Source organism: Halobacillus sp. K22 (genome assembly GCF_052246795.1).
Taxonomy (GTDB): Bacteria; Bacillota; Bacilli; order Bacillales; family Halobacillaceae; genus Halobacillus.
Genome location: NZ_JBQQCN010000001.1, coordinates 1 through 16,951, shown reverse-complemented (window position 1 = coordinate 16,951; position 16,951 = coordinate 1). Strand labels below are relative to the sequence as shown.

12 protein-coding genes are annotated in these 16,951 nt (G+C 39.1%); 7 read left to right on the top strand and 5 right to left on the bottom strand.

Going from position 1 to position 16,951, the window contains the following annotated elements:
• The first annotated feature begins 30 nt into the window (after nucleotides 1-30).
• The 4 genes from ACTWPM_RS00060 (at nucleotide 31) to nhaC (ending at nucleotide 4,768) form a co-directional block, all read left to right on the top strand.
• A complete protein-coding gene (locus ACTWPM_RS00060) occupies nucleotides 31-1,383 on the top strand; it encodes an NAD(FAD)-utilizing dehydrogenase (RefSeq protein WP_443131313.1) in 1,353 nt (450 codons plus the stop codon).
• A 223-nt stretch (nucleotides 1,384-1,606) separates the two neighbouring features.
• Nucleotides 1,607-2,533 carry a DUF6612 family protein gene (locus tag ACTWPM_RS00055; RefSeq protein ID WP_443131032.1) on the top strand — a complete coding sequence of 309 codons (927 nt, stop codon included), beginning with the start codon at nucleotides 1,607-1,609 and terminating at the stop codon, nucleotides 2,531-2,533.
• Nucleotides 2,534-2,617: 84 nt separating this feature from the next.
• Nucleotides 2,618-3,295 (top strand): class D sortase, encoded by a 678-nt coding sequence (locus ACTWPM_RS00050; protein WP_443131031.1) that lies wholly within the window; start codon nucleotides 2,618-2,620, stop codon nucleotides 3,293-3,295.
• Nucleotides 3,296-3,367: 72 nt separating this feature from the next.
• Nucleotides 3,368-4,768, top strand: coding sequence for a Na+/H+ antiporter NhaC (gene nhaC, locus ACTWPM_RS00045; RefSeq protein ID WP_443131312.1), 1,401 nt, complete (start codon nucleotides 3,368-3,370; stop codon nucleotides 4,766-4,768).
• A gap of 75 nt (nucleotides 4,769-4,843) precedes the next feature.
• On the opposite strand, the gene ACTWPM_RS00040 is transcribed toward nhaC, so the two are convergent.
• The 3 genes from ACTWPM_RS00040 to sppA all read right to left on the bottom strand — a co-directional run bounded on the left by ACTWPM_RS00040 (nucleotide 4,844) and on the right by sppA (nucleotide 7,916).
• The gene (locus ACTWPM_RS00040) at nucleotides 4,844-6,058 is read right to left on the bottom strand and encodes a cytochrome P450 family protein (protein WP_443131030.1); all 1,215 of its coding nucleotides are present in this window, start codon (nucleotides 6,056-6,058) and stop codon (nucleotides 4,844-4,846) included.
• Nucleotides 6,059-6,364: 306 nt separating this feature from the next.
• Nucleotides 6,365-6,907 carry an RDD family protein gene (locus ACTWPM_RS00035; RefSeq protein WP_443131029.1) on the bottom strand — a complete coding sequence of 181 codons (543 nt, stop codon included), beginning with the start codon at nucleotides 6,905-6,907 and terminating at the stop codon, nucleotides 6,365-6,367.
• 13 nt (nucleotides 6,908-6,920) lie between these two features.
• Nucleotides 6,921-7,916, bottom strand: coding sequence for a signal peptide peptidase SppA (gene sppA, locus ACTWPM_RS00030; RefSeq protein ID WP_443131028.1), 996 nt, complete (start codon nucleotides 7,914-7,916; stop codon nucleotides 6,921-6,923).
• A gap of 724 nt (nucleotides 7,917-8,640) precedes the next feature.
• Between sppA and ACTWPM_RS00025 the strand changes: the two genes are divergently transcribed.
• Complete coding sequence (locus tag ACTWPM_RS00025; RefSeq protein ID WP_443131027.1) at nucleotides 8,641-10,317, top strand: peptide ABC transporter substrate-binding protein; 1,677 nt, start codon at nucleotides 8,641-8,643, stop codon at nucleotides 10,315-10,317.
• Nucleotides 10,318-10,498: 181 nt separating this feature from the next.
• A complete protein-coding gene (locus tag ACTWPM_RS00020) occupies nucleotides 10,499-11,629 on the top strand; it encodes an NAD(P)/FAD-dependent oxidoreductase (RefSeq protein ID WP_443131026.1) in 1,131 nt (376 codons plus the stop codon).
• A 17-nt stretch (nucleotides 11,630-11,646) separates the two neighbouring features.
• Here the strand turns inward: ACTWPM_RS00020 and ACTWPM_RS00015 are convergent, their stop codons facing one another.
• Together ACTWPM_RS00015 and ACTWPM_RS00010 are read right to left on the bottom strand one after the other, a co-directional pair.
• Nucleotides 11,647-13,098, bottom strand: coding sequence for a DHA2 family efflux MFS transporter permease subunit (locus ACTWPM_RS00015; protein WP_443131025.1), 1,452 nt, complete (start codon nucleotides 13,096-13,098; stop codon nucleotides 11,647-11,649).
• A gap of 209 nt (nucleotides 13,099-13,307) precedes the next feature.
• Nucleotides 13,308-14,456, bottom strand: coding sequence for a glycosyltransferase family 4 protein (locus tag ACTWPM_RS00010; RefSeq protein ID WP_443131024.1), 1,149 nt, complete (start codon nucleotides 14,454-14,456; stop codon nucleotides 13,308-13,310).
• A 690-nt stretch (nucleotides 14,457-15,146) separates the two neighbouring features.
• Between ACTWPM_RS00010 and ACTWPM_RS00005 the strand changes: the two genes are divergently transcribed.
• Nucleotides 15,147-16,193: a dipeptidase gene (locus ACTWPM_RS00005; RefSeq protein ID WP_443131023.1), complete on the top strand. Its 1,047-nt coding sequence runs from the start codon at nucleotides 15,147-15,149 to the stop codon at nucleotides 16,191-16,193.
• Nucleotides 16,194-16,951 lie beyond the last annotated feature (758 nt).

Genomic DNA, 16,951 nt, shown 5'->3' with positions numbered 1-16,951 from the left:
CAATTAGTTTAAGAATAGGGGTGTAAGCGTATCGAAGATATCATCATCATCGGGGCTGGTGTTAGCAGCATATTTTTTGCCCATAAACTGGTTAAGGAAAATAATGATTTATCCATCCGGATTATAGATAAAGGAAAACCACTAATGGATAGATATTGTGGATTAGATGAGGGGCTACCTTGTACTTGCGGAGAGGATTGCAGAAAATACATAGGATATGCCGGCCTTGGAAAATCAGAAGGGAAGTTTAATTATACAAATGATTTTGGAGGAGAGCTAGGACGTAAGATAGGGGAAGAAAAGACATTAAAGTTGATGAAAGAAGTGGACAATACCCTTTATACGTTCGGTGCACATAAGGTAGGACTGTACAGCACAAAAAATAACTTACTTGCAGAGAAAGCTGAAAACCATGGTTTAGAAGTTTTGTCTACAGAAGTAAGACATTTAGGAACTCAAATAGCTGTGGATGTCTTCCAGGGACTATACGATAAACTGAAAAAACATGTATGTTTTACATTTGAAACAAATATTACATCAGTTAAACCGAAAGCTCAAAGTTTTGTTATTGAGACAAACATGGGAACTTTTCGGAGCAAAAAATTAATTGTGGGGACAGGAAAGAGTGGAGGCAAATGGCTTGAGAAACAAATGCATAACCTGGGTCTTCAAACTGGTGAAACCAGGCTCGATCTAGGGTTGCGAATGGAGATGAAAGAAGACCAGCTGGACCCTATTTTACAGGAAACATTTGAGACGAAGCTCAGGTATCATGGGCAAGGCTATGAAGCAACTACATACTGCATGAATCCACGAGGACGTATCATTCGGAAGCACCAGAATGGTCTCGTAATGCCTGATGGTCAGAATAAAAATGAAGAAGAAACAGATAGCGGTAATTTAAATTTCACTCTGTTTATACCACGTTATTTTGCTTCTTATAACAAAGCTATGGAGATAGCTCAATATGTAATAGGAGGAATTAACCAAAGTAATGGTCGAATCATTATTCAGAGACTAGGTGATTTATATTACAATCGTCCATCCTCTGAGCTCTCAGCTAACACGATTATGCCCAGTCTGTATGCAGAACCAGGAAATTTAGTAGGTGAAATACCTGATTTATATATTCGTGCAGTAAAGGAATTTTTGGGAAAATTGCAGGGCCTTATCGGAAAACCGATTCATCCCGATACTTTAGTATATGGTATGGATGCTAAGTTCTATGAACCACAAATTAATACTACGAAAGATTTCGAAACTGAAATTAGAGGCTTGTTTTTAATAGGAGATTGTTCAGGTGTAACCCACTCCTTATCTCAAGCGGCTGCAAGTGGAATTTACGTAGCGGACAGGATACTAAAAAGAGAATTAGGGCCTTAGTAAATCATCTCATTTTGTGATAAACGCTGGTAATAGAATGATCTATAATTTTACGATCAAAGTAAATTAATGAAAAAATGTTTTATTTTGGAATTAATGGGTAAAGAGTAGTGGGTACGAAATGATGGGGAAAAGGTCCGCTATTCAGCATCTTTGATTTAGTACATAAGTAGTTAGGAAACACCCTATTATGGATTGCCTAATAAATTTTAGGAGTGTTTGGATGTTTAAGAAGTTAGCCAGCTTGATCACAGTTTTATTAGTAGTGATGTTACCGATTCAGGTCGCAGCCGAGGAGATGAGTGCAGAAGAGCTTTTTAAAAAATCTAATGAAGCTATGATGGAACTGGATAGTTACACGGTGCGTTCCATAATGGAGCAAAGGATGCCAATGCAGGGAACAGAACAGATTATTTCCACAGAATCCAAAGCTGATATTACTTTAGATCCATTTGCTATGCATCAGACGGTTACAACTTCTTTGCCTGAAAGCGAGGAGCTGAAACTTGAGTCATACTGGACTAAAGAAGGATTCTACCAACAGAACCCTGAAGGTGGATGGGTTAAATTTGAAGAAGACTTTCCAATGAGTCAATCGGATATTAAAGAGATGATGTCAGCTCAATCCCAGGTAACCCAAGCATCAGAATTTGCAGAGGATATGAGTGTGGAGGAAGCGGAAGGATCCTACGTAGTAAGTTATGAAGGGGATGGGGAAAAGCTTCTTAAAGCGTCCCAACAACTTTTCCAAACCAGTATGGATGACGAAGAAATGGCAAAGATGATGGAAGAAATGATGGACCAAATGACGATCAACGAACTATCGTATGAAGTGACGATTGATAAAGAAAACCATTACATGACAGGAATGATGATGAAGCTCGATATGGATATGGAAGTGGAAGGAAACACAACCAATATGATTCAAACTTTTGATATGTCTATCGACAATTTCAATGGAGTTGAAACCATTACCATCCCTGAGCAAATACTGGACAACGCAAAATCATTTGAAGAAACTATACCTGAAGGCGGCGAGTTACCGGACACGTCAAGTAACGATCCTGCTCTAGCTTTAGCCGGAGCGTCCCTTGCAATGATTGCTGGTGGAATATTTGTTTACAGAAGACAGAAAACAAGTCGTGCCTAGTATATGGTAGAGAAAAGCCGCATGTGTACATGCGGCTTTTCTTCCTTTATTATGGTATGAAAAGGAAATAATAGAGGTGAAATTGTGAATAAAGTTTTGATAGTAATTATGTTCTTCGGAGTCTTAATGGCTGGATTTTATGGTTATCAGTGGTGGGATGGAACGAAAGCGGCTGAAAAAGTTCCTATGGAAGAAACCGAGGATTGGAGCAAGCCTGATAAAGATTCAATGAATAAAGATACCAAAGATACATCTTCTAATATAAATGAGATAGAAAAGCAGAAAACACAAAAAAGTAATTCACCTGAGCCGGTCACTATGAGTGAAGAAGTTACCAAGTATGAAGAAGGTGAAAATGTCGGGAGAGTTGTAATTCCTAGTATCGAAATGGGGTATACCACATTTTGGGGGGCTGATCCAGAAGTTCTAAAACAGGGAGTAGGGATGTACGTCAGTGAATGGACAACGACCCCTGATGAAAAAAGACATACAGTACTTAGTGGGCATCGAGAGACCGTATTTACTGAGTTAGGAGACATAAAGAAAGGTGACTCTATATTTGTAGAATATGGTGGAAAGAGGTATGAGTATAAGGTTGAGAAAATGTGGGTGACTGATGCAGATGACCGTAGCGTAATTGTGAAAAAAGACGAAGCTACTTTGACTCTGTCCACTTGTTATCCGCTGGATTTTATTGGAGATGCACCTGACAGATATATCATTCAGTCAAAATTGGTAAATGTTAATAATTTGGCCAAATAAGCAGGAATAGTAAACGGTTTATTAGGTTCTATATTTATTGGGTAGGGTGATTTTTTGAGTGAAAAGAAAAGTATGCCTATATTTATGGCCGCATTACCACTGTTGATCATGATTGTAGCTATGGGATTTACGATAATAAAATATGAAGGAGCTCCTCATATCCCTTTATTATTAGGAGCTTTTTCAGCCTCTATTATTGCGTTATCTTATGGGTTTTCCTGGGAGGAAATAGAGAGTAGTTTTTACTCTGGTATACATAAGTCGTTGCCCGCCATTGTTATATTAATTTTAGTTGGCTTAATCATCGGGTCATGGATAGGAGGAGGAATTGTAGGAAGTTTAATTTTTTATGGACTCAAGCTGATTTCTCCTGGTTTTTTTCTTATATCCATTATGCTTCTCTGTACAGTGGTCGCTTTATCAATAGGCAGTTCCTGGTCGACAATGGCTACAATTGGCGTAGCGGGAATGGGGATTGGAATTAGCATGGGCATTTCTGAACCGATGATTGCGGGAGCTATAATCTCCGGTGCGTATATGGGGGATAAAATGTCTCCTCTTTCCGACACTACAAATCTCGCTTCAGGGATAGTAGATGTACCTTTATTTGAGCACATTAAACATTTGCTTTATACCACACTGCCCGCCTATGTATTAACTGCAATTATTTTTGGGATATTAGGACAGAGGTTTTCGGTTTCAGGGTATGAAAGCCGGCAAATTTCATTGATTATGGATAACTTACAGTCTCAATTTATAATTTCTCCCTGGCTATTACTTGTTCCCGTAGCTGTAATTGCATTGGTACTTTTAAAGATTCCTGCGTTGCCTGCTCTTAGTGTAGGTGTTCTTTTAGGCTTTTTATGTCAGGTTTTAATTCAAGGAGATGCGGTAGGAACGGCCGTGTTATCTCTTTATGATGGATATCAATTGAATACTGAAAATGATCTAATGAATACATTATTAAATCAGGGTGGACTTAGCAGTATGATGTACACCATTTCTCTTACAATTGTAGCTATGATTTTCGGAGGAGTCATTGAAGGTACTGGAATGATGAAGAAGATGATGGATGGAATCATTAAACTGGTTCGCTCAACTCGGGCTTTGGTTCCTGCAACAATTCTTACATCTATCAGTACAAACATTACAATGGCTGAACAGTATATTTCTATTATTGTTCCGGCCCGTATGTATGCAGATACTTATAACGAAAAGAACCTCCATAGAAAAAACTTATCGCGTGCGGTAGAGGATGGAGGGACCGTAACAAGCGTACTGGTCCCGTGGAATACGGGAGGAATATTTGTAGCAGGGACACTTGGAGTAGAAACCCTCTCCTATCTTCCATATGCTTTTTTTAATTTAGCAACACCAGTAATATCGATATTATTGGCCTTGACCGGATTCAGCATTGCCAAAGCTCGAATGGAAGAAAAAAGCTCTTCTGATAAGAATAGAAATATCGGATGATCGTATATATCATATGATAGAAAAAAGGAAAGAAAACATGTGCGAGAAACCACTGCTTACGAAAGCAGTGGTTTCTTAGTTACTTGTTTGGTTTAAAATAACCGGAAGTTGTGTGAGTCCGCGCAGTAAAAATACCTGTCGCCATTCAGGTGGATTCATTGTACGGTTTAAATCAATATTTGGGAAGGTGTGCAGAAGTTCTTCAATAGCTACCTTTCCTTCCAGACGGGCAAGAGGTGCACCCAGGCAAAAGTGGATTCCGAACCCAAAAGCTACATGGGCATTCTTATTTCTCGTAACATCAAATTGATGGGCATTGTTAAATTTCTCTTCATCACGATTTGCGGAACTTATGGATGCTAGAACTAAGTCCCCACGCCGAATACTTTGACCGTGTAACTCCATGTCCGATTCTGCCCATCGCGCTGTTGAAAAATCAACGGGGCTATAATAACGTAGTCCTTCTTCAATCGCAGACGGTATGAGTGTTCTGTCCAATTGAATTTTAGACAGTTGGTTAGGATGTTCAAATAGGGCAAACATGGTATTAGAAATTAAATTGACCGTTGTTTCATGGCCGGCGATAATTAACAAGACAACCATAGAATACAATTCCGTTGTGGTCAATTGTTCTTCCTCTTCCATGGTTTGCAGTAAATAAGAAATTAAATCCTCTTTAGGTTCAGCTTTTCTTATCTCGAAAAGCCTGGTTAAGTATGCGGTAAAAGCTTCTACATCCTCCTGAAAATCAACAGCTCCATTATCAGAGGCAGCTACTATGGTATTGGACCACTTTCTGAACTTATTTCGATCTTCAACGGGTACTCCTAGAAGTTCACTAATTACGATTATAGGAAGAGGAAAAGCGTAATCATCAATCAGGTCTATAGGCTCTTTACTATGCTTCATTTCTGAGAGTAATTCCTGCGCAATTTCAATAATCCGAGGTTCCATTTGTTTAATCGTTTTAGGATTAAAATAAGGCTGGACCAGCTTGCGGAGTCTGGTATGATCAGGAGGGTCAACGTCCAGCATCATGTTTTGAAATATATTTAGTTCCTCTTCATTCATATCTTCTCGTGAAGATTGAGAAAATAATTTTTTCTGATCCTTAATAAAACTGGGAGATTTTAATAGTTCCTTAACATGATCGTATTTGGTTATGATCCAGGAGGTATTTGAAGTTTCCTTGGACATAGGAAAAACAGGATGATTTAAGCGCAAATGTTGATAAAAAGAGTAGGCGCCTACTTTGAAATTAGATCTATAAATAGTTTCTGTATTTTCCATTAAATCTTCCTCCTCTAAGTAATTGCAAACATATCTTTATAGTAAAGGATCGGCTCGTATTGAACAACCAATATCTGGTAAGTTAATGTATTTTATTGTTTCCTTCTAATTACATGAATTCAATAAATGCTGCCAAACTAAGAAGGAAAGGAGGAGATAGAGTGGCTAAAAAGAAGAAGAACAAAAGTAAAGAGGACTTGAATGCATTGAAGAGAGAAAAAGGCGAAAAGAATGGAACAGGAAAGCAGGATCCTTCACGTTAGACAAAAAAGGCCGGTGCCCGTTAAGGGGTCCGGCCTTTTTTGGTTATTCATCATTAGATTTATCTTCAATCAAATAATTCAATTGCTTAAATTTATTTTTAATAACAGAGGTATCTGCAAATAAGTCATGAATTCCCTGGTGACGCTTAGTAAAAGCCACCACTAAATAAGGAATTCCGAAAATAGCCATGCTAATATATCTGCCAATACACTCACGGAAGAATATCTGTCCGTTGGTTAAAGGTTTACTAGTTAGTGACTCTACAGATAAACCAAATATCATTTTTCCCAAAGTTGCTCTAAAGAACTTTGTCATTAGAATGAAGTAAAGGAAAAATAGAAGGGAGGTAAGTAAATTGGAAGCACTAAACATTTCTATCCATAATTCTGCCCCTTCTAAATTCAATAAACCTATTAAAGGTTTAGTGACAACTGTGTTTACGCTCCAAAGAACGAGTAAATCAATAATATACGCGAAAAAACGTGTCCAGAAACCGGCGTATAATAACCTTTGAATATCATCCTTTTGTCCCCTCATTAAAGAAAGAGGTGGTTTAACACTTGGGTGCTGCTCTGTGGTTTCCATATGACTCCCCCCCTTACTCGTTATATAAATACATTAATTTCGGTCCTTGCCGTTCACTGATGAGTTGCTCTATATAACGAATTTCATTGTTTGGCAAGAAACTTTCTGCTAGCGGCAAGTTGAAGAATGAGCCTACACTGTTTTTATATTTAATTATCTGCGGGTTTCCGCCAATTTGTTCTTTAAGTGCATTTAAGGCATCCTCCTGAAAACCTATTTGATCTACTAAGTCGTTCTCTGCTGCTTGCTTTCCAGAATAGATTCGCCCATCGGCGAGTTCTCGTACACGTTCCTCCGGCATATCACGACCGTTTGAGATGACATCCACAAATTCTTCATAAGATTCATCTACAAGCGTTTGAATGATCTCGCGTTCTTCTTCCGACATTTCTCTTGTTGGACTCATAATATCCTTATATTTGCCGCTCTTAAACGTATTGAATTTGACACCATACTCGTTTGCCAGCTCCTGATAATTAACGTTTTCCATGATAACCCCTAGAGATCCGGTAAATGTTTCGTTCGAAGCGAAAATTTGATCAGCAGGAGTGGAGACATAGTAGCCCCCTGAAGCAGCCATACTTCCCATGGAAACATAGAATTCTTTGCCGGCTTCTTTTAACTCTAAAAGTTTGGCATGAATTTCTGCGCTTTCATAAACTCCTCCACCTGGTGAGTTTACATGCAGAAGTACGCCTTTAATGGAAGGATCCTCTTTGATGGTTTCCAATTTTTTTAGAAATTGTTCGTGCTGATAGCCTCCCCCGCCAAATGGATTAGGGTTAGAGCCAGGATTGTTCATAATCGTACCTTCTAAATTAATTTGTGCAATGCGCTTAGAGGCAGAGCCCTGCTCAATGATTTTCTCCTGGGGCTTCTCATTTCCAGAGAACATAGAAGCCATATTCTCTGAATCCTCATCAGTGGTGAATACATTAATCGCCTGGAAAACGATAGCTATTAATAGAATACCACCTGCAATAATACTTGCGCCTAAACGTTTATTCATATGTAAATCCTCCTTCTTGAATGATGTAACTTTATCAGGATTTTTAGAAATGATGCAAGAAATTTATTAGGGTTCCTCAGTACTATACCATAATCGTACTGACTGAAGTTCCTGACATATATTTTATACGGATGAAAACGGAGAAGGTTTCGCCAAAATTTAAATAACGGTTAACTCATCCGGGTTCAACATAGAAAGCGAACGACTGGCACTGAGTAGGAGGTGTTGGGGAAGGAGAGTCGTTTTCCCCATCGCCATTTTCCTAAGGATACTTTGGAACTGAGACTGACAAATCATAACTTTATATTTATATGTAAACATGGAAATTGAACAAGGCTATAATGTTGGTGAAACCGTGTTCTCAATAGAATGTCAGGTTTTCGGGAGGAGGTTACACTTAAACAACCTAATCCTCTACTTCTCTGTGAATATATAACTATTCATCGAGAATTTTTTAATGAGTCTTTTTTTGGTATAAAGGCTCATGAGTAACGCTCGTGTACTCGCTTCACTGGTCTGGAAATCAGATTTTTAAGTCTTAATGAGTGGTGGTTTGTCCAATTATATAGTTCTTAAGTTATATAAACTTATTATATAAACCGCCGATAGTAGCTATATGTATGCAATTATACTTAATTTTTTTAATTTGCAGACTATTACCACTAAAGGTATAATTTGGTTCGTATGTAAAGATACATAAAAATAAGAAAATGGGGGTCTTTAAATGAAAGAAGTTAAATGGCTATGGGTAGGACTAGTTCTGATTGCCAGTCTATTCCTTGCTGCATGTTCCGGTGGGAATGATTCTGAAACTAGCAGTAATGAGGGGAACAAAGAAAACCAGGAAAGTAAAACAAAGTCCAGTGAGCAGGTTCTGCATCTTTCTGAGGGTGCAGAAATACCATCCATGGATTCTTCCTTAACGATTGATGCACTAGCTTCTCAATGGTTAGGGTCTACGAAAGACGGTCTTTATCGACTGGGTGAAAACGGCAAACCGGAACCAGGAATAGCAAAGGATCATAAAAAGAGCGAAGACGGGCTTACCTGGACGTTTAATTTGAGAGAAGATGCTAAATGGTCCAATGGAGATTCGGTAACGGCCAGCAATTTTGTTTACGCCTGGAGACGTGCGGTGGACCCTGAAATTGGGTCTGAGTATGGCCCCTATATGATGAGTGGAGTAATTAAAAATGCAGAGGCCGTTTCTAAAGGAGAGAAGCCTCTCGAGGATCTTGGTGTAAAAGCAGTAGACGACTATACATTCGAAGTAACTTTGGAAAAACCTACACCTTACTTCGAATCCATGACTACATTTGGCACCTTCCTGCCTCTCAATCAAAAATTTGTTGAAGAAAAAGGCGATCAATACGCAATGGAAGCTGACGGACTCCTTTCCAATGGCCCCTTCATTATGACAGAGTGGAGTCATGGGGAAGGATGGAAACTTGAGAAAAATCCTGATTATTGGGATGCTGACGCTGTTCAATTGGAAGAGATTAATGTAAACGTAGTGAAAGAGACAGCTGCAGCTGTAAATCTATATCAAACAGATGAAATAGATCGAGTAAACCTATCCTCAGAGTTCGTGGATGAATATCGTTCTTCTAAAGAATTGAAAGTGGAAGAAGAACCAACAATTTTCTTCCTGAAAATGAATCAGGAAAATGAAATTCTATCTAATTTGAATGCGCGTAAAGCCATTCAAATGGTGGTGGATCGTCAAAGTATGGTTGATGTTATATTAAATAATGGTTCCATCATTGCAGGAGGAAATGTACCTGCTAACTTTACAAAACACCCAGAATCTGGGGAGGATTTTCGCGAAATTAATGGTCCATTAGTGGAGCACGACTTGAAGAAAGCACAGGAGTATTGGTCAAAAGCTAAAGAAGAGTTGAACATAGAAAATGCAGAACTTCGTTATTTGGGCGGAGATACGGAGGTTGCTAAAAACCTGGATGCTTACATTAAAGACCAGCTTGAAAAATTAGAAGGTTTGTCAGTTAAAGTGGAAAGTGTTCCTTTTAAAGTTCGTTTAGATCGTGATAAAAATATGGATTATGATATCGAAAATTATGGCTGGGGACCAGATTATATCGATCCGAACACGTTCCTAAATCTATGGGTAACCGATGGTGGAAACAATAAGACAGGATATTCAAGTGAAGCGTACGATTCTCTAATTCAAAAAGCAGGAGAGGAATTAGCTCAAAAACCTGTGGAACGCTTTGAAGCATTTTTGGAAGCTGAGAAGCTTCTTATTCAAGAGGATGCAGTTATAGCTCCTCTTTATCAAAGAGCAAGAGCTCAATTGTGGAAGCCGGATGTTAAAGGGGTAACCACGAATCCAATGGGACCTGACTACACATACAAGTATGCGTATATTGAAGGTGAATAAGTGATAGGATGGAGTCAGTCCCCTGGGACTGGCTCCTTTTTTATTAGCTGGCTCAGAAAATAATCCGCTATTAGTTTTGGGGAACCCTTTACTTAAGAATACTCTAATGGATAATTTACTTCGTAGTATTCATTCTATACAATATATGCAGGAAATAAGTCAGATTAAAAAGGTGTTATATATGAAACATATCATTATTGGAGCAGGTATAGTTGGGGCCTCCACAGCTTATCACTTGGCTATAAAAGGAGAAGAAGTTCTTATTGTAGACCGGAAAGACAGCGGGCAGGCTACGAGGGCTGCTGCAGGGATCATATGCCCCTGGTTAACAAATCGCACGAATAAATCCTGGTATCATTTAGTAATAGAAGGGGCAAGGTATTACCCTTTCCTTATCAAAGATCTTGAAAAGCTTGGGTTAACTAACACAGGTTATGAGCAAGTTGGGGCTATCAACATCTTTGATACCGAAGAAAAATTGGAGCGGAAAATGAAGGTTGCTTTGGAACGGAGACAACAGTCACCGGAAATGGGGGAAATAAAAAAGCTAACTCCTGCGCAGACTAAAGCGTTGTTTCCCCCGGTAGCTGATCATTATAGAGCTCTACATATTAGCGGGGCAGCAAAAGTAAATGGAGAGGCTGTATCACAGACGCTGCTTTCTGCAGCAGAGATGTATGGCGCGGTTTTCAATGAAGGAGAGGTCCAACTAGTTAACGATGAAAAGGGACACACAGGTGTGCTCGTAGATGGAGAGCGGAAAGAAGCAGATCAAGTAATTGTTACAAATGGGGCCTGGGCCAAACAATTATTCGCTTCTTATGGATTAAACACAAATGTGACCTACGAAAAAGCTCAAATCGTTCATTTACAAGTGCCCGAAAAGGATACAGACTCATGGCCGGTTATGCTTCCACCGTTTAATCACTATATGCTCACCTTTAGCGATGGAAAATTACTAATTGGTGCAACCAAGGAAAATCGTGAGGATTTTGAAACGGATGTGACGATGGGAGCTGTTCATCAATTATTAAATAAAGCTTTAAAGGTTGCCCCTAGCCTTGCTGAAGCAGCTTATATTGAGACAAAAGTTGGTTTTCGTCCCTTCACTCCAGGCTCTTTACCTGTTATTGGCCGTGTGCCGGGTCTTGAGAATGTATGGATGGCAAATGGTCTTGGTGCTTCAGGATTAACAAGTGGTCCGTATGTCGGTTCTATTCTTGCGTCCTTAGCGGCAGGAGAAAAAATTGAATTTAATTTAGCTGATTATGATCCTGCAAAAGCGTTTGATAAAAACCCACAAACTCATTAGAGTTTGTGGGTTTTAAATTAGGCGTGTTTCTTCACTTTATCACCTGGATGCACTTCGTGAGAAATAGAATTCTCTTTCTTCTCCTCTTCCCGAGGTTTAGTAATAAATAGTGCGAGCAAAATTCCTGCAAGGGAGAGAAGTGTGATCACGATAAAAGCTATGCTGACACCATAAATGCCTGGAAAATCTATTCCTGGATTTCCCTGAGCCCTTTGGGCTGAAGTGGTCATCACTGTCACGAGGATGGCCGTTCCAACAGAAGCAGCTACCTGCCTCATGGTGTTATTCATAGCAGCGCCATGCGCTATTAATTTTTGAGGCAACTGATTTAACCCTGCAGTTGTGACGGGCATCATAACCATCGATAAGCCAAACATGCGAATAGAATATAGGATTGTGATAGAAGTGAAGGTTGTTTCAATATTTAGAAAAACAAAAGCTGCTGACGCTGCTGTTAATATAGATAACCCGGTCAAAGCTAGCATTTTTGCGCCGATTTTATCAAAGATTCTCCCTGTCACAGGTGACATAAAGCCACTGATAATCGCTCCGGGCAGAAGAGCAAGTCCTGACTGTAAAGCAGTAAACTCTCTCATATTCTGCATGTAAAGCGGGAGGAGAGTTTCTACTCCAATTAAGCCCATAAAAGCAATCATTCCAATAATCGTGCTAATGGTGAAGACAGGATATTTAAATACCCTAAATTCAAGCATAGGATGCTCCATTCGCAATTGTCTAGTTATAAATAGAAACAGACCGATACAGCCAATTAACAGCACGAGTATGGCAGTGGCGCTTGTCCAACCCTCATTTCCTGCTACTGTAAATCCGTAAAGGAGACTTCCGAAACCAATGGAAGATAATCCAATAGATAAGGGGTCAACTTTAGGAAAAGTAAGTTCAGTTACGTTCCTTAGAAAGAAATAAGCTAATACAGTAATGGCAAGTGCAAGCGGAAGCGTTACAAGAAACAATAGCCTCCAAGAATAAGCCGCCGTTACCCAGCCTGAAAGAGCTGGACCTATAGCAGGGGCGAAAGAAATAACAAGACCAATATAGCCCATAGCCGCTCCGCGCTTATTAATCGGGAAAATCATTAAGAAAACGGTTTGCATAAGTGGAAGCATAACTCCCGCGCCACTTGACTGGATAACCCGGCCTAATAAAAGAGTACCAAAGTTAGGGGCTACCCCGCCTAATATAGTTCCGACTGTAAATATAGTCATAGCTCCCAGGAATAATTGTCGTGTAGTAAAACGTTCTATTAAAAATGCGCTGATCGGAATCATTATTCCATTGACAAGCATAAACACGGTAGTGAGCCACTGGGCGCTATTGGCTGATATATTCATCTCATTCATTATGGGTGGAATCGCTGTAATCATTAAAGTTTGATTTAATATAGTAATAAATGACCCTGCTAGTAATATAGCGGCGATCAGTACTTTATTATAATGATTAGTGGTCATAGGCACCCTCCTAACTTTTGGGATTAATTTAGATCAATTCCGTTATTATACGCCTGAACCTTTGAGGCAGACAACCACTTACAAAATAATTATTTAAATCTGTATTTTTAGAAAAATCAAATAATTTAAAGTTTATTATAAAAATGTTATGTAAACTAAATAAGAAACAAGCTCCTATCCGGATTCTAAGGAGCTTGTTTCAGTTAAGATTAAGTATCTTGTTTGCTGTTTGATGAAAAAGACTGATCTATAACTTCTTTATACTCGTTCAAAAGCTTGTTAAAGATGGATTCCCAGGATTGAGCCAGGGCATATTCCCGTGCCTCTTTTCCCATAGTTGCTAATCTTAATGGATTCGATAATAGATTGCAGATAGCATCAATCATTTGCGAAGAGTTTCTAGGTTCGCACAATAATCCTGTTTTCCCGTCTACTATAATTTCCTGCACACCGCCTGATTTTGAAGCCACTACAGGAGTTCCGCAAGCAAGTGCTTCGAGAACTACATTTCCAAAGGTTTCTGTCGTCGAAGGAAAAACGAGTAAAGTAGAATTGGCGTAAATATCTGTTAATTCACTGCCGTGTAAATAGCCGGTGAAAGTCATGTTAGGCAGTTTTTCTCTAGTAAGTTCTTTAAACAGTGGGCCTTGTCCAACTATTATCCAATGGACCTTATTTTTATAAGGCGGTGGTAGATTTCTGGCTGCTTCTATAAGGATGTCGAGATCTTTCTCAGGTGCCAGCCTTCCGACATAGGTTAGTAGAAATGGCCGTTCAATACCATACAATGTTTTGATGTTAACTTTATTATTAGAAGGATGGAATTTGGTACAGTCTACCCCTCTGCTCCAAATGGAAATGTTATGAAAACCATAGTGAAGAAGTTCTGTGCGTGTTTGATAGGAGGGAACAAAAGTTTTTTTGGAAGGTTGATAAAACCATTTCATATATTTCCACATCCATTTCGACAAGTAAGGAAGGTTATAATACTTCAAATAGCGATCGAAATTGGTGTGGTAGGACCCTACGATTGGAATACTTAATTTCTTTGCGTAATAAAGTCCACTCAAACCTATAGTAAATGGAGTGGCAATATGGATAATATCAGGATTGAAAGCTTCAAGTTCCTTTTTTATACCGGGGGCGCAGGGAAATGATAGACGACATTCAGGATACAGGAAGAACGGAATACTAGGTACTAGTCGGATACAGTTAGAGTTTATAGATCCTTTCAAAAGAGGGGCAAATAATCGATAATGAACTTTTTCATTTTCCAAATGGTTGATTAGTCTTTCCAGGGTAAGAGATACTCCATTGACTTGCGGAGTGAATGTGTCGCTGAAAATGGCAATTTTCATTATTAACTTCCCTCCTTGGTCCATTCACGCTATATGGCTGAAGGCCATCCAACGCTATTATGTATTCCTTCTTTCAGAAAGATATGCCAGGAGGGAATAATTCTAAGGATTTCTTAATAAAAACCAAACAAAAAACCTACTTGGCAGCAGGTTTTTTAGAGAGCACTATATAGTATGTGTATTTAGTAAGTATAAGAGTGAGTTGAATAGGCTTAGCTCAATGACGACATTAGGCGGCTTTTTTACTAAGAGATTGCTGACTGATGGTTTTCAATAAGATCATTTTATCCTTGATTGTCAGTTTGCACCAGATACCTGCATTGATTTTCATTCTCTTCTCCTCCTAAGAAAAATTTAAGTGAGAGTCATGGCTAATGGATCAATTCAACTTGTACTTAGCATATACCGTTTTTTAATCCATTATAAACAACAAAAATTTCTACAATGTTCGATGTTTAAAGCTTCCTGAGTAAGTGATTTAGTAACTTACTGTCATTTAAAAGGTAAAAGGAAAATATAAATAAGTGAATCTTGTAAGTTGGGTGAAGGAATTGTCAAAAATCCTTCAGTTAGAATTTGAAAATTTTCTATTAACTTATTACTCTTGGAAAACTATTGAAATTACTAAGAAGGGGGAGAAGGTAAAATATATAAAGATGTGGAAATTACCTTAAAAGGGGTGAGAGATTGATGAAGTATAAACTAATTGATGGACATAACGATACTTTGTTAAATTATATGGATCAAACAAGTGGATTTGATTTTTTAAAGGAATCAAAGACGGGCCATCTGGACCTAATAAGAGCTAAAAAAAGTGGGTTCAGCGGAGGGTTTTTTGCTATATTTACTCCAAATCCGGTAAGTCCTCCTCATATCAGTAATTTTATAACAGATAAAGGTTATTTCATGCCTTTACCTGATCAAATTAATTCGTCCTATGCTCAATTTCACACCAACAAAGTATTAGCAACAATGCTAAAGCTCGAACAAGATGCAGGAGGGCAATTCATAATTGTACGCAGTGAAAGAGAGATACGCGATTGTCTGGACGAAAATAGGATTGGTGGAATTATACATATGGAAGGAGCAGAAGCGATTGATTTAGAATTTAATTCTCTTTATGTATACCATCAAGCAGGATTGCGGTCTTTGGGGCCTGTCTGGAGCCGGGCCAATGCTTTTGGAGAAGGAGTCCCTTATCATTTTCCTTCTAGTCCTGATACAGGTCCAGGCCTGACCGAAAAAGGAAAGCAGCTCATAAGACTTTGTAATGAACTAGGGATAATGATTGACTTGTCCCATATGAACGAAAAAGGATTCTGGGATACGGCACGTTTATCCACCGATCCACTTGTAGCTACACATTCTAACGCTCATACACTCTGCCCCTTATCAAGGAACTTAACAGATAAACAGCTCGATGCCATTAAAGAATCCAATGGAGTTATTGGAGTAACTTTTTGTGCGAATATGTTAAGAGTTGATGGCAGAATGGATATCAGTGTTCCATTAGAGGCTATAACAGATCATATCCATTACATCGCAGACCGTATTGGAATTGACCATATATCGCTCGGTTCTGATTTTGACGGTTGTACAATTCCAGATGTAATAAAAGACGTAACCGGGATTCCAAAGCTATTGAACCAGCTGGTGAGAGAAGGGTGGACGGAAGCAGATATTGATAAACTTACCCACTTAAACTGGCTTCGTGTTTTAAAAGAAACATGGACTTAATAAGAGGATAATCATGCATGTAAAACGCTTAGAGCTTATAAAGCTCTAAGCGTTCGTTTGTTTATTACAAAAGACTGAAGCAAGCTTTTTAATATAAGGGTCTGTTAAAGTTTATTGTTGATTATTCATAAGAGGTTTATTACGCAATAGGGCCGTTTACTTTAAGACTCAGTTTCGAGATATTGGTTATGAGGAAGGTCCGGAGGGGGACGATTTCGCTTTCCGGCCCTGCACGACGCAGGGTCGTTCGACGTTGCCACACGACGTGGCGTTCTTAGTCGAACCTCCTCTTCTGTGCTGAGCTTCCTCGGGCTTAACAGCCCTGCGGGATCTCACCGATCATGTTCATCCCGTTCTTACACTTTTATTAATCCTAAGCTTACATCAGGGCATAAACGACAAGGAGTGCTATCCAGCTCCAGCACCTAGCGTCTAGTGAGACTTCCCTCGCTTCTGTACGATAAGGCAACATTGAATCGCTTCGCTCTTCGTGTTTTCTTTATCTCCGTCAGCTCAGTCCAGTCCAAACGCCGCTGCCCAAGGTGCTTCCGCTTTTAACCGAGGAGTCTGCATCGTCCCCCTCCGGACCTTGCCAAATCAGCAACTCGAAACCACTTAAGATATCTTCTCAATGCACAAAATGAGCATGGGAGCATGAGGATTTGTCATGCTATAAAGATGGGGAATAACCTGTCATAGGAGCATTTAAGACCTGTTAAGAAAAAGAGCACACTCTATTCTGGCAGGGTTCGTTATTC